Below are 18,157 nucleotides of genomic sequence, written 5' to 3'. Positions count from 1 at the left end.
GTTTTTCATCGCAAATTTGAGTTAGGTTGATAAACCTTAATTCAGCTTGCCTGTTGCTTAGTATCTGACCTTGTTGAAGACATCTACGTACATCTTGAGTTTTTATGTTGGTGTTCTTGTTACGTAAAACTCTGTACTTGATATATAAGAAGTGAGTTGTTGGATTGTCGTTTGGCCCATGCACCTGAGCGCTAACGAGTTAAGCTATTTAGGTTGATCAGGGCTTAACGTTCCCGCAGGAATCAAGGGTTCTTCCGCAGTAAGATCGCTCGAGTCATCATCGGGGTCGGGTTGTTTCGACTGATTATCCACCCAGACTAACGTGTCATAGTAGCGACGGATGCTGTCGACGTAATGAACGGCTTCACTGCCTCGGGCGTAACCATAACGTGTTTTTTGATAATATTTACGCTTTTGCAGTAGCGGTAGTACCTTTTTTAAATCTCGCCAAGCATTGGGATTTAACTCCATCGATTCCGCAAGCTTACGTGCATCTTCAATATGGGCATATCCTATGTTGTAAGAGGCCAGCGCAAACCACATGCGTTGACTCTCGGGGATCGATTCTGGCAGGCGATTGATCATATCGTTCAAATACGCCGCGCCGCCGCGAATACTTTCTTCGGCATCGAGTCTGTTGGTGATCCCAATCTCTTTGGCGGTTGGCTGAGTCAACATCATCATGCCACGCACTCCTGTGGCCGAGCGGGCATTAGGATTCCAATGTGACTCTTGATAGCTGGTTGCTGCTAGTTTACGCCAATCTAAATTGCCTGCATGGGTTTCAAATAATTGTCGATAACGCGGCAATACTGTCTCAATGGCACGGATAAATGCGCGAGTATCGATATAATCGAAGCGTTTTACATGACCAAAGTATTTCTCGTTGAGATGATCCAGCGTACCGGCAAGCTTCTCTTGGTGCCAAAAGGCCAGCAATTTACTCATAAGTTCATCACTGTGAGTGGGAGGTAATAGCCAGATCACATCGAGTTTTTCTTCCAGCACAGGGCCTGAGCGTAAGTCGGGCAAGTAGCGACGGTTGATCTGTACGCTACTAGAGTCGGCGATAGTGTAGTCAATTTCTTTGTTGGCAATCATAGCCAACAACTCTTCACTGTCTTTGTCAGTAATTTGATCCCACACCAGCGTTGGATAATGCTTTTGCAACTGGGTCAAGGTCTCGACGAAGGAAGAGTCGGCGATAACGGTGATCTTGCCTTTTAAGTCGCTGATGTCTTTTGGGATTGGCATGCCTTCGCGATACACCAACACTTGATTCACCCGGTATAGCGGTGGACCTAAGCGGAACTGTTCTCGCCTTGTGGGCGTTTCTGTCATGCCTGCAGCAATAATATCGATTTCATTCTTTTTGAGGGCTTCGTACAACTCGATACGGTTTGTGTAGGGCACCATTTTTAAGGGCACATTTAAGTATTCGGCAAACAATACCGCCATATCGTAATCGAAACCGCTATCACCTTGGCCCGAGGTCATATAAATCTGTGGGCCGTAAAGTGTACCGACTCTTAGCTCAGTTAATTTTTTCGGCACGAATTCTGTTTCGTCCACGGTCACCTGCTGACAGGCAGTCAGTAGGAAACCTAAGATAAGAGCGAACAGAAATCGAGTCATTAAATGTACTTATAGTAAATAAAATCAATATTATAGATAGCGAGTTAACAGTGGGGCATTAGTGGTGAACTGGCTGACATTGGTGGGATTATATCCGTTTGTCTGCGATTTCGAAAAAAAATCATTCTGGGGGAAAGTACAGCCGACACAATACTGGGCTTTTTATATCACAGGAAACACTGTTTTGCGTAAGGTCGCAGGTGATTTGTGACAGACATTTCCTTATAATAGCGCCACCTCTGACCCCTGCAATAATAAATAATAAGGTGAATAGACGTGATGGAGATCATCCGCGGAGCCCCTGCACTCTCGACGTTTAGGGTGCAAAAGCTGATGGAGGCCTGCGAAAACGCGGCGCTTCCGGTACGCCAAATCTATGCTGAGTATGTCCATTTAGCGGATTTGAGCGAGTTGCTCGACACAAATGAACGCCAGCAACTTGAAAAAATTCTCACCTATGGACCTGCGATAGAAGCTCATATCCCCCAAGGTTCACTCCTGTTTGTCACTCCTCGCCCCGGTACTATTTCTCCTTGGTCTTCAAAAGCCACTGACATCGCGCACAATTGTGGCCTTGGTAAAGTGAAGCGTTTGGAGCGAGGCGTTGCGTATTATGTCGAGTCAGATGCACTGACAGCGCCTCAGCAACAAGCCTTAAATGCGTTGCTGCACGATCGTATGGTTGAAATTATCCTCGATGATTTTGCTAAAGCCGATGTGTTGTTCAAACGCACTGAGCCTGCGCCGTTTAAGAGCGTCAATATTCTTGCCGAAGGTCGCCGCGCACTTGAAGTGGCTAACACTGAATTGGGGCTTGCTTTAGCCGAAGATGAAATCGATTATTTAGTCGAGAACTTCGTCCGTTTAGGCCGCAATCCCCATGACATCGAATTGATGATGTTTGCTCAGGCGAACTCTGAGCATTGTCGTCATAAGATTTTTAACGCAGATTGGACCATTGACGGTGAAGTTCAGCCTAAGTCACTGTTCAAGATGATCAAGAACACCTTTGAAACCACGCCTGATCATGTGTTATCTGCCTACAAAGATAACGCTGCTGTGATGGAAGGTTCGGTTGCGGGTCGTTTCTTCCCCGATCCTGATGGGGTATACAACTACCACACTGAACCAATGCACATCCTGATGAAAGTGGAAACCCACAACCATCCAACCGCCATCAGCCCATATCCTGGCGCTGCAACTGGTTCGGGTGGTGAAATCCGTGATGAAGGCGCGACAGGTCGTGGTTCTAAACCTAAAGCGGGTTTAACTGGCTTTAGCGTATCTAATTTAAAAATCCCAGGGTTTGTTCAACCATGGGAAGGTCACTACGGTAAGCCTGAGCGAATCGTGAGCGCGCTGGATATCATGACCGAAGGACCACTCGGCGGCGCGGCATTTAACAACGAGTTTGGTCGTCCGGCATTGGTCGGTTATTTCCGTACCTATGAGCAGGAAGTTAGCAGCCACAACGGTGTTGAAGTCCGTGGTTACCACAAACCGATTATGTTAGCGGGTGGTTTAGGTAACATTCGTGAAGAGCATGTACAGAAGGGCGAAATCACCGTTGGCGCTAAGCTGATTGTGCTCGGTGGCCCTGCGATGAACATAGGTCTGGGCGGCGGCGCTGCTTCATCTATGGCATCGGGTCAATCGAGTGAAGATCTCGACTTTGCTTCTGTGCAACGTGAAAACCCAGAAATGGAACGTCGTTGTCAGGAAGTGATTGACCGCTGTTGGCAGCTTGGCGATAAAAATCCTATCCAATTTATCCACGATGTAGGCGCGGGGGGCTTATCAAATGCTTTCCCTGAGCTCGTGAATGACGGCGAGCGCGGCGGTTTGTTTAATCTGCGTAACGTGCCTTCGGATGAGCCTGGCATGAGCCCGCTGGAAATCTGGTGTAACGAATCACAAGAGCGTTATGTGATGTCAGTTGCCCCTGAAAACCTCGCGTTATTTACTGCCATCTGTGAGCGTGAGCGCGCACCGTTTGCGGTTGTGGGTGAAGCGACAGCGGAAAAACATCTGACGCTCGCCGACAGTCATTTCGACAATAATCCTATCGATTTACCGCTCGAAGTCTTATTAGGCAAAGCGCCTAAGATGAGCCGCGATGTGGTATCGGCCAAAGCCGTATCGCCAGCGCTCGAACAAAACAAGATTGATGTTAAAGAAGCGGTTAAACGCGTACTGAGCTTGCCTACAGTTGCGGATAAAACCTTCCTTATCACTATTGGCGATCGCACAGTAACGGGTTTAGTGAACCGTGACCAAATGGTGGGGCCATGGCAAGTGCCTGTGGCCGATTGCGCTGTCACTGCGGCAAGCTTTGATACCTACGCCGGTGAAGCTATGTCACTGGGCGAGCGTACACCGCTAGCGCTACTAGACTTTGGTGCCTCTGCCCGTATGGCCGTGGCTGAATCCATCATGAATATCTCTGGTGCCGATATCGGTTCATTTAAGCGTATTAAGCTTTCTGCCAACTGGATGTCTGCCGCGGGTCACCCAGGTGAAGATGCGGGTCTTTATGAAGCGGTGAAAACCGTAGGTGAAGAACTGTGTCCAGAGCTGAGCCTGACCATTCCGGTCGGTAAAGACTCTATGTCGATGAAGACCGCATGGCAACAAGATGGCGCGGATAAAACCGTGACGTCGCCTATGTCATTGGTCATTACCGCCTTTGGTGTGGTGCAAGATATTCGCAATACAGTGACGCCAGAGCTACGCACAGATAAAGGCGAAACGTCTTTACTGTTAGTGGATTTAGGTGCGGGCAAAAATCGTTTAGGCGGTTCTTGTTTAGCCCAAGTGTTTGGTGAGCTGGGTGATATTGCGCCGGATCTTGACGATGCTGCACTGCTGCGTGGTTTCTTCGAAACCATGCAAAATCTAGTCGCTAAAAAATCGGTTATCGCTTACCACGACCGTAGCGATGGTGGTTTATTCACTACCTTAGTGGAAATGGCTTTTGCTGGTAATACAGGTTTAGACATAGATGTAGAAGACTTGCAGGGCACTGATTTAGAACGACTCTTTAATGAAGAGCTCGGCGCTGTGCTGCAAGTGAGCCGTGACAATGCTGCGAAAATTGCCGCTCAGTTCGCTATCGCTGGCGTGCCTTGCCATGTGATCGGAACCCTAGCCGACGATCAACGTATCACCATTAAAGATGGCGCGCGTGAAATCTTCAGTGATACCCGTGTAGCGCTGCGTACTGTGTGGTCAGAAACCACGTATCGTATGCAAGCTCTGCGTGATAACCCAGCGTGCGCGCTTGAAGAGTTCAAACTTAAGCAAGACGAAACTGATTTAGGCTTAACCGTTAACTTAAGTTTTGATCCAAGCACTGATGTTGCCGCGCCTTATATTCTTAAGGGCGCTGCGCCTAAGATGGCGATTTTGCGTGAGCAGGGCGTTAACTCCCACGTAGAAATGGCCGCTGCTTTTGATCGTGCTGGATTTGAAAGCCGCGACGTACACATGTCGGACATTTTATCTGGCCGTATCAGCCTAGAGGAGTTCCAAGGCCTAGTGGCCTGTGGTGGCTTCTCCTACGGTGATGTATTAGGTGCAGGTGAAGGTTGGGCTAAGTCGATTCTGTTTAATGAGCGAGCTCGCGATGAGTTTTCTCGTTTCTTTGAACGTGACTCAAGTTTTGCCCTTGGTGTGTGTAACGGTTGTCAAATGCTGTCGAACCTGAAAGAAATTATCCCTGGCAGCGAGCACTGGCCACGTTTTGTGCGTAACCGCTCGGAGCGTTTCGAAGCGCGTTTCAGCTTAGTTGAAGTGCAACAGAGCCCGTCGTTATTCTTCCAAGGTATGGCCGGTTCACGTATGCCCATTGCTGTATCTCACGGTGAAGGTTTGGCTGAGTTTGCTAGCCCTGAAGCGCTGGCGATTGCCGAAGCGTCAGGCACGATTGCGCTGCGTTTTGTCAATGGTAAAGGTGATATCGCGACTCAGTATCCACAAAACCCGAACGGCTCGCCAAATGGCTTGACTGGGATTTGTACGACAGATGGCCGCGTAACCTTGATGATGCCGCACCCCGAACGTGTGTTCAGAACAGTGGCGAACTCTTGGCATCCAGATGCTTGGGGTGAAGATAGCCCTTGGATGCGTATGTTCCGTAATGCACGAGTGACCTTAGGTTAAGCGTTTAAAGTCAACGGCTTTTGCCTTTGTTGAGGGGGTAAAAGCAGGTTAATGAAAGCGTAAAAAAGGAGCGATAATTTCGCTCCTTTTTTTATATATAAAATGCATTTTATGGAAGTGATTGTATTTCAAATTATTAACGCTTATTGCAAATAATCTAATGGACTAAAGTGGCAAAATAGCCACTTTAATCGGTAAATACCTATTAATAGGTATGTTGCGCATTTGATACGGGGCGTGGTGTTTTATGGGGTACTGGAGTTGTTGGGGGATGCTAGGGTCTTAATATACAAAAAGCCCCCAATCTCAGGGAGATGGGGGCCTGTTTTGCGCTAACAAAACTTCACATAAATGCAATCAATTTCACGAGTAATTCTGGGGATTATTTCAGCTCATTAGCTGTATAAAGTTCAACAAAAACACGCTTGTAGCTGTTAACCAGACGTTCAAATAATTTAGTCATATCGATATCTCCACACCAAAAGTTAGTACCTATGTGCGCGAAGTTGGTCTTGGCTGGGCTACGACACCAGTTCTACCAAATTGTCTCCTTAACACAGGACATATATTAAACAACTTAGGTTAGCTTCTCAAACGAGAAAAAATACAAATATTCATTATTAAAACTAATGTATTTTAGCCTGGGCGATTGTGATTTTTTATATCTATATGTATTTATATTTGATTTTAAAGGTTTTAAATCATGTGCCACTTAAATTTGTGACAATATTTTTTTAGTTAATTTATTGCAACATTATTTATTTATTGGTTTTTTGATGATTAGAACTGATTTTTACTGCCTAATTGGTAAAAGTATGACTTTATATTAATTAATGGCTGCTCACTACTCTTGTTTTTATCAATTGTCAATCCTCTCTGGTGGGGAAGTGTGTACCTCACCGCAAAACCCACCTAAACCCCTGAGTTTGATTGATTTGCATCAAAGCGAGGTGGTATAAAATAGCCACAAATGAAAATGAATAAATATCTTAACTATCTGATATTTATATCGATGAAATCATTTGATTGAGTGAGTGGTAGGGTGTCGGTCTCAGTTACTTGCGATAGTGTGACTCGCGTCTCAATATGCAACAGATATTGGTACTTTTTAGCCCTTGCTGCTTCGAACTAATGCAAAAGATTAAATTTAACGGTTTATACTGTTGTCGCAGATATAAACACAAAATGAAAACTCACTATCCTACAAAGGCACTTGCTGTGATTGACGCGGGTTATGTCATAGCAATTGGACGCACCAAGTAAGGAGTCACCGATGATTGTTGAAGAGGTTGTTGAGCTATCGCGGTTGCAGTTTGCGCTGACAGCCATGTATCACTTCCTATTTGTTCCCTTGACTTTGGGGTTGGCATTTTTGCTGGCTATCATGGAATCACTGTATGTGATGACAGATAAACAAATTTATAAAGATATGACTAAGTTCTGGGGTAAGTTATTTGGTATTAACTTTGCCTTGGGGGTTACCACAGGTTTGGCAATGGAATTCCAGTTTGGTACTAACTGGTCTTACTATTCGCATTACGTAGGGGACATCTTTGGTGCGCCTCTGGCTATTGAAGGTTTAATGGCCTTCTTCCTTGAATCTACCTTCGTGGGTATGTTCTTCTTCGGTTGGGATCGTTTCACTAAGCGTCAGCATTTAGTCGTGACTTGGTTAGTGGCCTTTGGCTCTAACATGTCGGCATTGTGGATCCTAGTGGCAAACGGTTGGATGCAAAACCCTGTGGGTTCAGTGTTCAACTACGAAACCATGCGTATGGAAATGACCAGCTTCGCTGAAGTTGTGTTTAACCCTGTCGCGCAGGTTAAGTTTGTTCACACCGTCGCTTCTGGTTATGTGGCGGGTGCCATGTTTGTACTGGCGATCAGTGCTTATTACATCCTCAAGAAACGTGACTTACCTTTTGCTCGTCGCTCATTCGCGATTGCGGCAAGCTTTGGTATGGCGGCGATTCTGTCGGTTATCGTGTTAGGTGACGAATCTGGCTATAAAGTGGGTGAAGCACAGCGCGTTAAGTTAGCAGCGATTGAAGCTGAGTGGCATACAGAGCCTGCTCCAGCGGCCTTTACTGCTGTCGGTTTTCCGAATCAAGAAACCATGAAAACAGATTTTGCAGTCAAAATTCCTTATGCGATGGGTATAGTGGCAACACGCTCGTTGGATGAAGAAGTGACTGGTATTCATGACTTGATTGCTGAGCATGAAGTGCGTATCCGTAACGGTATGAAAGCCTATGCCATGCTAGTGAAACTGCGTGCGGGTGAAGAAACGCCTGAACTACGTGCTGCTTTTGAAGAAGCGAAAGTCGACTTAGGCTACGGTTTCTTACTGAAACGCTACACAGACAAAGTGGTTGATGCGACTGAAGAGCAAATTAAAGCAGCAGCTAAAGATTCTATCCCGAACGTAGCACCGATTTTCTGGAGCTTCCGTGTGATGGTAGGTCTAGGCTTTATCATGTTGTTCGTATTTGCTGCGGCATTCTGGCAAAGCACACGTCATCAAATCGCTGAGAAAAAATGGGTACTTAAAGCTGCACTTTATAGCTTGCCATTGCCTTGGATCGCGATTGAGTGTGGTTGGTTTGTGGCTGAGTATGGTCGTCAACCTTGGACGATTTCTGAGGTACTACCGACCTTTATGTCTGCGTCAAGCTTAACGACTGGCGACTTATGGTTCAGTATCCTTTCTATCACCTTGTTCTACACTGTACTGCTGGTGATTGAGATGTTCTTGATGTTTAAGTTTGCCCGCATTGGTCCGAGCAGTTTGAAAACTGGTCGTTATCATTTCGAGAACCTAGAAGCCTAAGCAGAGGATTTCATTATGTTTGATTATGAAATATTAAGAGTTATCTGGTGGGCTCTGATCGGCGTACTGTTCATCGGATTTGCGGTTACTGATGGTTTTGACATGGGTGTCGGTGCGTTACTGCCAATTATAGGCAAAGACGATACTGAGCGCCGTATCATGGTTAACACTATTGCTCCCCATTGGGACGGCAACCAAGTGTGGTTAATCACAGCAGGCGGTGCGTTATTTGCCGCTTGGCCTATGGTGTATGCAGTGTCTTTCTCTGGCTTCTATGTCGCCATGATGTTAGTGCTGTTTGCCCTCTACATGCGTCCAGTCGGATTCGATTATCGTTCTAAAATCGAAAATCCAAAATGGCGTAAGTCGTGGGACTGGGCCTTGTTTGCCGGTGGTTTTGTACCTCCGCTAATCATAGGCGTGGCCTTTGGTAACTTGTTGCAAGGTGTGCCTTTTGAATTCGACGAGTTCCTACGTGCGACTTATCACGGTGGTCTGTTCGGCCTGTTGAATCCTTTCGGTTTGCTGGCAGGTCTTGTGAGCGTGAGCATGTTTATGATGCAAGGCGCTTCTTGGTTACAAATGAAGACTGACAGTGAGCTGCGTGTTCGTGCTGCGAAAGCCACGCAATTCTTCGCACTGTTAGTGGCAGTGTTGTTTGCTGCTGCGGGTGTGTGGTTAGCCAATGGTATCGATGGTTATGTAGTGACTTCAGTACTGGACCATAATGCGGTTTCTAACCCTGCCATGAAAACCGTCGCAATTGAAGCGGGTGCTTGGCTTGCCAACTATGACAAATACCCCATCACTATGCTGTTCCCTATCTTAGGTGTGGCATTGCCTCTGCTAGTGATTTTGGTTAGCCGCTTTAACCGTTCAGGTTTTGCGTTCCTATTCAGCTCACTCACTGTGGCTATGGTGATTTTGACTTGCGGTGCAGCAATGTTCCCATTCGTCATGCCATCATCACTTAACCCTAACGTCAGTTTGACTATGTGGGATGCAACAGCCAGTAAAATGACCTTAGGTGTTATGACTGCTGCTGCAGCGATTTTCGTACCTATAGTGTTGAGCTACACTGTCTGGACTTACTACAAGATGTTTGGTCGTATCGGCCGTAAGCATATTGAAGATAACAAAGCCTCACTCTATTAGGCATTAAGGAGCATCTGCTATGTGGTATTTTACGTGGATATTAGGGGTTTTGTTGGCCTGTTCTTTTGGGATTATCAATGCCCTGTGGCTTGAGAATACAGAGAACATGGACAGATCGGCAGAAGATGCCGAGTAACGTCTAAACTCGATTTAAAAACCTCGCATCAGCGGGGTTTTTTATTGGGATTTTTTGATGGGCTGAAGTTATTTTAGTTTGAAGTAGAGCTGCGTTATCGTATTAGGCCAAGCAGTTAACTTCGCTGCAGAGTGGTGATGTAACTGCAGCGAATAGGTCTGATATCATTGTTTTTTGATTGTGCTCTCTGCAGATGCTTGCTCTGCATGGCTTAAGATATTTTTCTCCATTACTCCATTACTCCATTACTCCATTACTCCATTACTCCATTACTCCATTACTCCTTTACGTCAGGAGCCTAAATTAAAGTCCCATTTCTTAAATGTGGCTCCTATCGTTTTGATGTAGTGCTGTTATAAAAAATGCCGCCCTGTTAGGGCGGCATTTAACGTTTGATAAAGCACTAACTCTGTATCTAACCTGAACTCGGGATAACGAGTGTCGAAAAATCTAAATTTAACAAATAAAATCAATGGTATAAAGTTATTAGTTTAAAGCGAAAAATCTATTTCCTGACTGAATGCGCAGATTTTTGCGCATATCAAGGCGCTCTGTCGTACGCCATAGCTAGCTATGGTTAGACAGAGCAACGCAGAGAGGCCCGAAAAGATGCCTATTCAGCGGCTCTGCTTATCCCGAGCTCAGGTTATCTAAGTCCGTATTTGAGTTATGCCTTAAACTGGCTTATTTGGCGTTTTAAGGCGGCGGCTAAGGAAGACAGTTCATTGGCAGAATGCACTGTTTCAGTGGCACGGTGCTCGCCTTCGTTAGCGAGTTCGCTGATCTGATGCAAATTGTGGGTTATCTCTTGTGCAACACTGCTTTGCTGCTCAGTAGCCGAGGCTATATTGCGTGAGCTAATCGCGAGTTCGCCAATCCTACGGGTGATTTCCTTCAGTTGTTCACCCGTTGCTTCACCCTGTGTTGCAGATTCCATTCCTAATTGATGACTTTGGCTCATTTGTTCTGTGGTGCTTTTCACTTGAGTTTGCAGCTTTTCAATCGTTTGGCCAATTTCTACAATGGATGACTGGGTCCGCTGGGCGAGAGTTCTCACCTCATCGGCAACGACGGCAAAGCCTCGACCTTGATCGCCTGCGCGCGCCGCTTCAATTGCTGCATTTAATGCGAGTAAATTAGTTTGCTCGGCAATGCTGTTAATGACTTCGGTCACCTTGCTGATCGCTTCACTTTCATGGCTGACTTTTTCAACCGATTGATGACTGTTGCTGAGTTGCTGACTGAGTTTGAGTAAATCCTGCACCATTTTAGTCTGTTGGTTTTGACCTTCTTTGGCTGCGGCATCCACTTGCTGGCTTTGAACTGCGCCATCTTGGGCATGATTAGCCACATCACGGATCGAGGTCGACATTTCTTCGATGGCAGTTGCGATTTGATCCGTTTGTAGCATTAGGGCTTGAGCTTCTTCACCATTTTGCTTCGCGATGCTCTGTGCCTTGGAGGCTTGTTGCTCTAGACTCATGACTGAATCCTGCAATGCAATAATCAATTGCCTGAGCTCTGAGGACATAGTTGATACGCTGGTCGTGATTCGATCCACTTCGTTTTGACTCTGTGGTTCTGATGGCGCTAAGTGATGGCTAAAATCGCCACTGCCTAAATTTTCCATATGCACTTGGAGGGCATGCAAAGGTTTGAGTGCGCGAATTAAGACAACTGATAATAGCGCTGTGATCAGCGCGATCCCTGTGATAGCAACGATGGCGTTGATGGTGAGCAATTGCATACTTTCTTCATTAAGCTCACTTGCCTTGACTTGACCCACTAGCACCCAATTCCAGCCCGTCACGGTTTGGCTATAGGCAAACATGGGCTCATTTTTACTATTGCTGTAATGGGATTCCGCATCATTTTGGGTGGCATACGCAACACTTAAGCCATCAAGCATACTTTCGGTGATGATGTCACCTGCATTGAACTTAGGATGGGCGACCAACACATTGTCTGCTTTGCGTACTAATAGAAAATGGCCACTTTCTTCTAAGGTAATTCTGTTAACTGCTTCTTGTAATTGTTTTAAGGAACTGGTGATGTCGAAGCCAATATATAAGATACCAATAACTTTGCCCTGTGTGTCTTTCACTGGACGATAGACTGTCATGTAGTCTTTGCCGAAAAGTTTGGCATAACCTTCGTATTCATTACCGCTGATCAGCACTTGATAGCCTGGATGTGTTTTGCCAAGGGAAGTACCTAGTGCACGGCTGCCATCGGCTTTTTTGAGCGAAGTCGAAACTCGCATAAAGTCATCGCCATCACGCACGAATACCGTAGCGGTACCGCCAGTTAGATTAGCAAAACGATCGACTTTGCTTTTTGATGAGTTCACTTGTTCTTGTTCATGCATTAGGGCTGGAGAGCCTACTCCCATCACATTGACCGTTTTATTTTGCAGACTAAATTGTCCAGGATACATTTCCTTAAAAACATCGGCGTTGCGTCTCGCAAGCTGCAGAAGACTATCGTACTGCAGCTCTAACATGTCTGAAACTGCACGCATTTCAGATTTCATGGCACTGATACCTTTATCTTCTAATACATTTGAAGCGGCTTTATAGGAGACGGAACTCAATACGCCAAAGATGAGAAGAGTAAGAATAAACGCGAGGGCGCCAATTTGTTTTGCAATAGGCCAATTTTTATAATTCATCGTAAGATCCTATAGGTAACGGTTACATCAATGTAGCCTAAGTTTTACTTTGTAGTCTTGATGTGGGTCTAAAACTTCTGCAATTTTAAACTCATTTCGTTGATATTTTTGCAGTTTTATACTTGGACTCATCGGCTTATTTTGCAGAAATGTTAGTAGATAACATGTCCAAGTACTGGCTGTATTTTGAGGGTATAGACTAAGCTGCTTAAGGTAAATGGAGTTTATAGTGTTAGAACCACATTATAGGAGAAGTGTATATGCTAGGTGAGAATCATGCGTTGGTTTATGAGTTTCCTGATTTCGTCGATCAAATTAAGCATTTAAAAGTCAATAATACCGTCTTCGCGACCATGGCTAGTCGTTACCATGAACTCGATAATAAAATTAGGGCGCTGGAGTTAACAAAAGTGCCCACCGCCGATGAGCACTTTTTAGCGTTAAAATTAGAGCGATTAAACCTTAAAGATAAACTGTACCAATATCTAGTTCATGATGCGATTTGAGCTTGAATCGCGGATGGGGTGTTCGCCGTACGGGTTTTCATCAGCAGCAAATACATGGTTGGAACCCATACCAGAGAAAGTAAAGTCGTCAGCAGTGTGCCACCCGCGATAGCAATGGCAAAGGGAGGCCAAAACCCGCCGCCAGCAATGATGAGCGGAATAAAACCGCCCACGGTGGTAATGGTCGTTGAGCTGATATGACGACCACAGCTGCTGACGGTAGAGACTATGGTTTCCATATCGCCGAGCCGAGCGCTCGGCATATCTTCTAGTTCGGCCAAGATCACAATCGCAGCGTTAATGGCAAGTCCCATTAATCCAAGCAGTCCTATGATGACCGGGAATCCAAAGGGATAACCGAACACAAACACGGCTAATAGGCCAAGTCCTGCTGATTGTATCGCGCTCAATAGAATAATCGCCGTGAGCCTAAAGGAGTTGAACGACAACACCACAGTGGCTAATAACAAGGTGACGACCAACATCATATTGGACAGTAAATTACTGACTGCTTCGTTACGCTTAGCGCTTTCCCCACCAATTTCAATGCGATAACCCGATGGCAATGATAATTGAGCGACTTTATCTTTAACATCATTAAGTACTTGGGCAGGTAATACCCCACTGACGATGTAGGCTTCTATGGTATTAACCCTTTGGCCGTTGCGCCTTGGAATGGCGCCGCGGCTCACTTGCACTTCGTTGTGGGCGAGGGCGGATAATGCAACAGACTCACCCGAAGGTGTCATTAATTGAATTTCAGAAAGGCGGCTCACCTGCTCGCGACTGTCATCAGCAAGGCGAACTCGTACGGGTAAGGATTCTGTTTGCTCAAGCACGCTACCACCGATAACGCCTGTGGTTGACATTTGGATCTGCTTGGCAATGTCCGTCAGGCTTAACCCACTCATTAGACTGGCATCTTCATTTACCTGTAGCCACAGCTTAGGCGCACCGGCACTTAAGGTTGCACGTGTGTGAAGTACGTCCGGCGTTTGCGCGAGAATATTACGAACTTCGTCGCCCAATGATCGCAAAGTATCTAGATTCGGGCCGAAGATCATTAACTCCACTGGCGCATTAAAGGGCGGGCCTTGCTCGAGTTTTCGTACTAGTACTTGCGCTTCGGGAAAAGCGCTATCAAATTGCTGTTGTAATTCGGGGATTAACTCATTGGCACGCTCAAAGTCAGTCACTTTTACCATGGCTTGTGCATAGTTAGTCGCCCCTTGTTGGCGCTGCGTCAGGTTGTAATAAAATGAGGGCGTATTACCGCCGACCACCCAATCGACTTGAGTGATCCCTGTGACTGCGTGGAGTTTTTTATCCATCAACTGCACTTGGTTCAAGGTGTTTTCTAAACTCACATGGGGCGCAAGATAGATTTCAATTTGGAACATGTCCCTGTCCGATGGCGGAAAGAACTGCTCTGTCATCTTACCCGAGGCGAAAAAACCTAATACTGGTGTAATGCCGATAAGCAGCGCGCTGACGATAGGGCGTTTAAGGGCAATTCTCAGGCTCGCTTGAAAATATTGGCTCACTAGCGGGAGGTTGATCCCGTGTTGATACCAGACATCCTGTTTACCTTCATGACTAAAACGTCCCGCGAGCCCTGCAATTAGCGTATGGGAAATCACGTAAGAGCCCAGCAGCGCAAACATCACTGACATGGCAATACCACCGACAAATTCCCCCGCAGCACCGGGCATGAGTACTATGGGCGCAAAAGCCAAAATAGTGGTGATAGTCGATCCCGCTAAGGGCAGCCAAAGGTGGTGTAAGGTTTCGCTCACTGCGGCTAAACGGCTCATTCCTTGCTGACGCCTTTGTGATATGGCATCGACAATCACTATCGCATTGTCCACCATGATCCCAAGGGCGACGACGAGTCCTGTCACCGACATTTGATGTATCGGCAGGCCGATATATTTCATGCAGGCCAAGGTAAACAGCGCTGTGAGCGGCAATGAAATCGCCACTATGATGGCGTTTCTTAAGCCTAGGGTGAGGAGTAATACCAGCAAGATGATGACAAATCCTTGCAGCAGGTTAACCACTAGCCCGCCAAGTCGTTCGCTGGTGTAACTGTTTTGCTCGAATAGCCATTGGATCTGGATATTAGCGGGAACTTCGCGATTGAGTTCGTCAACGACGTTATTGACTTGTGCTTGCCAAAGATCAACACGGGTATTATCGATCATTCGCACTGCAACCATTACGCCTTGTTCACCATCGACTAACGCTATGCTATCCGCTGGGGTTTGAGCTTGGCGAATCACAGTGGCTATGTCGCCGAGGCGAATAATTTGCCCTTGGCTATCAATTTTAAGCGGCACTTGGCGAATACGGGTTAAAGAATCAAGCTCGCCGGAGACTTCAACTAAGGCGCGAAATTCACGGTTGTTGATTTCACCGGCAGCAATTTTACTGTCGGCGCCGCTGAGAATATGGGCGATGGACGCAGGAGAGAGCTGTAACTGGCTCATCTTGTTACCATCAAGCTGCACTAGCATTTCTTCGGTTGGGGCGCCGTAAAGTTTGACAAAATCCGTGCCCGATAACAGCCTGAGCCGACTCTGTAATTCTTTTGCGTAGCGGTTTAGCATGTCGACTTGTACGGGCGTATTACTATTCCATACTAAACTTAAGATGGCGGTGTAGGCATAACCAATTTGATCATCGAGTGTGGGAGATTGTATGCCCTCAGGTAAATTAATTTTCGCATCGGCCAATAAATCCCGCGCTCGAGACCATACGGGAGCCGTTTCTTTAACTGTGTCTTTCAATTCTAACTGTATAACTGAAATCCCTGGTCGAGAGGTCGATTGGATCAACTTAATTTCTTCCAAACGCCTGAGCTGGTTTTCAATGACTTCAGTCACTAAGGCTTCTACCCGTTCGGCTGAGGCGCCAGGATAAGGGGTGATCACTGAGGCGAAACGGTTAGTTATGTGGGGATCTTCAGTACGAGGCAGGCTCGATATCGCACCAAAACCTGCGACAAGTAATAGCGCAATAACGAGGCTGACTAAGCGGCCGTTTTCAACAAAGGCTTTAATCATAATTACCTCGTGGCTGCAGCAATGGGAGATACAGTTTGGCCGACGACCAGCTTATGCAGCCCTTGACTTACATAGATTTCATTAGGCTGAATCGCGCCTTGAATGTAGGCCATGTCTTGGGTGGTGTAGAGGATTTCCACATCGCGGCGCTCTATGATGGATTGCTGTTCATAGTTTGCGATGACATAGAGATTCCATAATCCGCGAATACCATCCGTCAGTGCGGAAATGGGTACCCAATAGCCCGGTTGCGGGATTTGCTGTTGTTGATGCAGATACGCAATTTCGCCGTTAATCACACGGGCATCTCGGGGCAGGCTTATTCTCAGTTGTAGGGTACGACTGATGGGATTGACTTCAGCGCTAATACCGGCAATTTCAGCAGAAAAGGTTTGATCTCGTACACTAACTTGCACTTGCTGTTTGGTGTTAAATTGCTCCGCTAGCGCAACAGGAACACCAATATAAGCTTCAGGATTGATGTTACCCACTAAGGTGAAGATAGGACTGCCCACGGCAATCACTTCGCCAAGATTATGTAGCCTTTGGCTTATGGTACCGTCAAAGGGAGCTATTAAAATGGATTTATCGAGCTTAAGTTGGTTGGCATGCTGCGAGGCGAGTAGACGGTTTTTCGCTGCGGCTAAGCTATTTAATTGTGAGCGGTTTTCATCTAATAGCTGTTCAGAGACATAGCCCGATTTTTTCAATTCTTGATTACGTTTTAGAGTGCTGGTGGCCAGATCAACATCGGCTTGGGTTTGTGCCAGACTTGCTTGGATCTCTTGACGCTCGGCTTCGAGTAGCCGGGTATCGAGAACTGCAAGTATTTGTCCTTGCTTAACTTTACTCCCAGAATCGACCTGTAAATTGTTTAACTTTCCCGCTAGTTCAAAGCCTACACCTGTGGTATTACCTGCACGGATGGTGCCAGTGAAGGTCTGAAAGTGTTCATAACTTGGGGTCTGGATCAACGTTTGGCTTGTGACTGTGGGTAGCGTGGCTGTCGTAGCGTGTTCGGTGACTTCCTTTTGACAGGCGGATAATGTGGCTAAAGCAAACACGCAGACGCTAAGAGTGCGCCAAGAAAGTCGGGCAGTTCGATCCATTTTAAAGGCTTCCACTGTAAGTTAAACGTTAATACTATGTAACTAGACTTGCTAGTCTAGTTGCACGAAACTAGACTGTCTAGTCTATTTTGTGCTTAACTAATGCCAATTAATTATGTCTATCCATTTGAGAGTTGATATGACGCATTCCTCTGAGACGCAATTACCTTTGAGCCGTAGTGAACAAAAACGTCAGCAAGTCCTTGTGGCTGCTATTGATTTGTTTTGTCGTCAAGGTTTCCCTAATACCAGTATGGATGAGGTTGCCAAGCTTGCGGGCGTGTCGAAACAAACCGTATATTCCCATTACGGCAGCAAAGATGAATTATTTGTTGCGGCAATTGAATCTAAGTGTGTTGGCCATAATCTTAATGATGATTTGTTAAGTGATCCCACTAAACCGGAATCGGCATTAACCCAATTTGCCTTGCAATTTGGGGAGATGATTGTCAGTCCTGAAGCTATTACTGTATTCAAAGCCTGTGTGGCGCAATCCGAAAGTCATCCTGAAGTGTCGCGATTGTTCTTTGATGCAGGCCCTAAACACATAGTGGGCTTATTGGCGGATTATTTAGTCGCTGTAGAGGCGTTAGGGCAATATCGATTTGGTAATGCTCACCATAGTGCAGTGCGTTTATGTTTAATGTTGTTTGGTGAGTTAAAACTTAAATTAGAATTGGGATTAGTGGCCGATGAACTTTTTGACGACAGGAATCATTATATATTGGGTTGTGCTGACATGTTCTTGAGGGCGCATCGGGTAGAGTGAAGGCTTGTTTGTTTCAGAGGTATTAGTTTGTATCTTCATTTTGAAAGTGTGAACCTTTTTATTCAATAGCGCGTATTATGCACAAAAATTTATCCATTATTTTAAATGCAAGGAGCTAGC

Annotated in this window: 10 protein-coding genes; 6 read left to right on the top strand and 4 right to left on the bottom strand. The window is 46.0% G+C overall.

Annotated features, from left to right (window positions below; translation table 11 throughout):
• Positions 1-204 precede the first annotated feature (204 nt).
• Positions 205-1,635: a membrane-bound lytic murein transglycosylase MltF gene (gene mltF, locus L5L91_RS04070; RefSeq protein WP_263235713.1), complete on the bottom strand. Its 1,431-nt coding sequence runs from the start codon at positions 1,633-1,635 to the stop codon at positions 205-207.
• Positions 1,636-1,914: 279 nt separating this feature from the next.
• On the opposite strand from mltF, the gene purL reads away from it, so the two are divergent.
• The 4 genes from purL to cydX all read left to right on the top strand — a co-directional run bounded on the left by purL (position 1,915) and on the right by cydX (position 9,917).
• Entirely contained in the window at positions 1,915-5,796 is a 3,882-nt protein-coding gene (gene purL / locus L5L91_RS04065; protein WP_263235833.1) for a phosphoribosylformylglycinamidine synthase, read from the top strand.
• A 1,273-nt stretch (positions 5,797-7,069) separates the two neighbouring features.
• The gene (locus L5L91_RS04060; protein ID WP_028761244.1) at positions 7,070-8,626 is read left to right on the top strand and encodes a cytochrome ubiquinol oxidase subunit I; all 1,557 of its coding nucleotides are present in this window, start codon (positions 7,070-7,072) and stop codon (positions 8,624-8,626) included.
• A 15-nt stretch (positions 8,627-8,641) separates the two neighbouring features.
• Positions 8,642-9,781, top strand: coding sequence for a cytochrome d ubiquinol oxidase subunit II (gene cydB / locus L5L91_RS04055; protein ID WP_028761243.1), 1,140 nt, complete (start codon positions 8,642-8,644; stop codon positions 9,779-9,781).
• 19 nt (positions 9,782-9,800) lie between these two features.
• On the top strand, positions 9,801-9,917 hold the full coding sequence (gene cydX, locus L5L91_RS04050) for a cytochrome bd-I oxidase subunit CydX (RefSeq protein WP_011788717.1): 117 nt from the start codon (positions 9,801-9,803) through the stop codon (positions 9,915-9,917).
• Between the two features lie 667 nt (positions 9,918-10,584).
• Here the strand turns inward: cydX and L5L91_RS04045 are convergent.
• The gene (locus tag L5L91_RS04045) at positions 10,585-12,588 is read right to left on the bottom strand and encodes a methyl-accepting chemotaxis protein (RefSeq protein ID WP_263235712.1); all 2,004 of its coding nucleotides are present in this window, start codon (positions 12,586-12,588) and stop codon (positions 10,585-10,587) included.
• A gap of 260 nt (positions 12,589-12,848) precedes the next feature.
• On the opposite strand from L5L91_RS04045, the gene L5L91_RS04040 reads away from it, so the two are divergent.
• Positions 12,849-13,094 (top strand): YdcH family protein, encoded by a 246-nt coding sequence (locus tag L5L91_RS04040; RefSeq protein ID WP_113939445.1) that lies wholly within the window; start codon positions 12,849-12,851, stop codon positions 13,092-13,094.
• Here the strand turns inward: L5L91_RS04040 and L5L91_RS04035 are convergent.
• Together L5L91_RS04035 and L5L91_RS04030 are read right to left on the bottom strand one after the other, a co-directional pair.
• The gene (locus L5L91_RS04035; protein WP_263235710.1) at positions 13,079-16,159 is read right to left on the bottom strand and encodes an efflux RND transporter permease subunit; all 3,081 of its coding nucleotides are present in this window, start codon (positions 16,157-16,159) and stop codon (positions 13,079-13,081) included. The genes L5L91_RS04040 and L5L91_RS04035 overlap by 16 nt on opposite strands.
• A 2-nt stretch (positions 16,160-16,161) precedes the next feature.
• On the bottom strand, positions 16,162-17,268 hold the full coding sequence (locus L5L91_RS04030) for an efflux RND transporter periplasmic adaptor subunit (RefSeq protein WP_263162201.1): 1,107 nt from the start codon (positions 17,266-17,268) through the stop codon (positions 16,162-16,164).
• Between the two features lie 139 nt (positions 17,269-17,407).
• Between L5L91_RS04030 and L5L91_RS04025 the strand changes: the two genes are divergently transcribed.
• Entirely contained in the window at positions 17,408-18,037 is a 630-nt protein-coding gene (locus L5L91_RS04025) for a TetR/AcrR family transcriptional regulator (RefSeq protein ID WP_263235708.1), read from the top strand.
• The last annotated feature ends 120 nt before the right edge of the window (positions 18,038-18,157 follow it).

It is taken from the genome of Shewanella sp. SM55 (assembly GCF_025654025.1).
In the GTDB taxonomy this organism is placed as follows: domain Bacteria; phylum Pseudomonadota; class Gammaproteobacteria; order Enterobacterales; family Shewanellaceae; genus Shewanella; species Shewanella oncorhynchi.
The sequence above is the reverse complement of the archived record's forward strand: the minus strand, read 5'-3'. Positions and strand labels throughout refer to the sequence as shown.

Excerpts from the sequence above, each read along its gene's own strand:
- cydB (WP_028761243.1), top strand. The coding sequence starts at position 8,642 with ATGTTTGATTATGAAATATTAAGAGTTATCTGGTGGGCTCTGATCGGC.
- L5L91_RS04040 (WP_113939445.1), top strand. The coding sequence starts at position 12,849 with ATGCTAGGTGAGAATCATGCGTTGGTTTATGAGTTTCCTGATTTCGTC.
- L5L91_RS04060 (WP_028761244.1), top strand. The coding sequence starts at position 7,070 with ATGATTGTTGAAGAGGTTGTTGAGCTATCGCGGTTGCAGTTTGCGCTG.
- L5L91_RS04035 (WP_263235710.1), bottom strand. The coding sequence starts at position 16,159 with ATGATTAAAGCCTTTGTTGAAAACGGCCGCTTAGTCAGCCTCGTTATT.
- L5L91_RS04030 (WP_263162201.1), bottom strand. The coding sequence starts at position 17,268 with ATGGATCGAACTGCCCGACTTTCTTGGCGCACTCTTAGCGTCTGCGTG.
- cydX (WP_011788717.1), top strand. The coding sequence starts at position 9,801 with ATGTGGTATTTTACGTGGATATTAGGGGTTTTGTTGGCCTGTTCTTTT.
- L5L91_RS04045 (WP_263235712.1), bottom strand. The coding sequence starts at position 12,588 with ATGAATTATAAAAATTGGCCTATTGCAAAACAAATTGGCGCCCTCGCG.
- purL (WP_263235833.1), top strand. The coding sequence starts at position 1,915 with ATGGAGATCATCCGCGGAGCCCCTGCACTCTCGACGTTTAGGGTGCAA.
- mltF (WP_263235713.1), bottom strand. The coding sequence starts at position 1,635 with ATGACTCGATTTCTGTTCGCTCTTATCTTAGGTTTCCTACTGACTGCC.
- L5L91_RS04025 (WP_263235708.1), top strand. The coding sequence starts at position 17,408 with ATGACGCATTCCTCTGAGACGCAATTACCTTTGAGCCGTAGTGAACAA.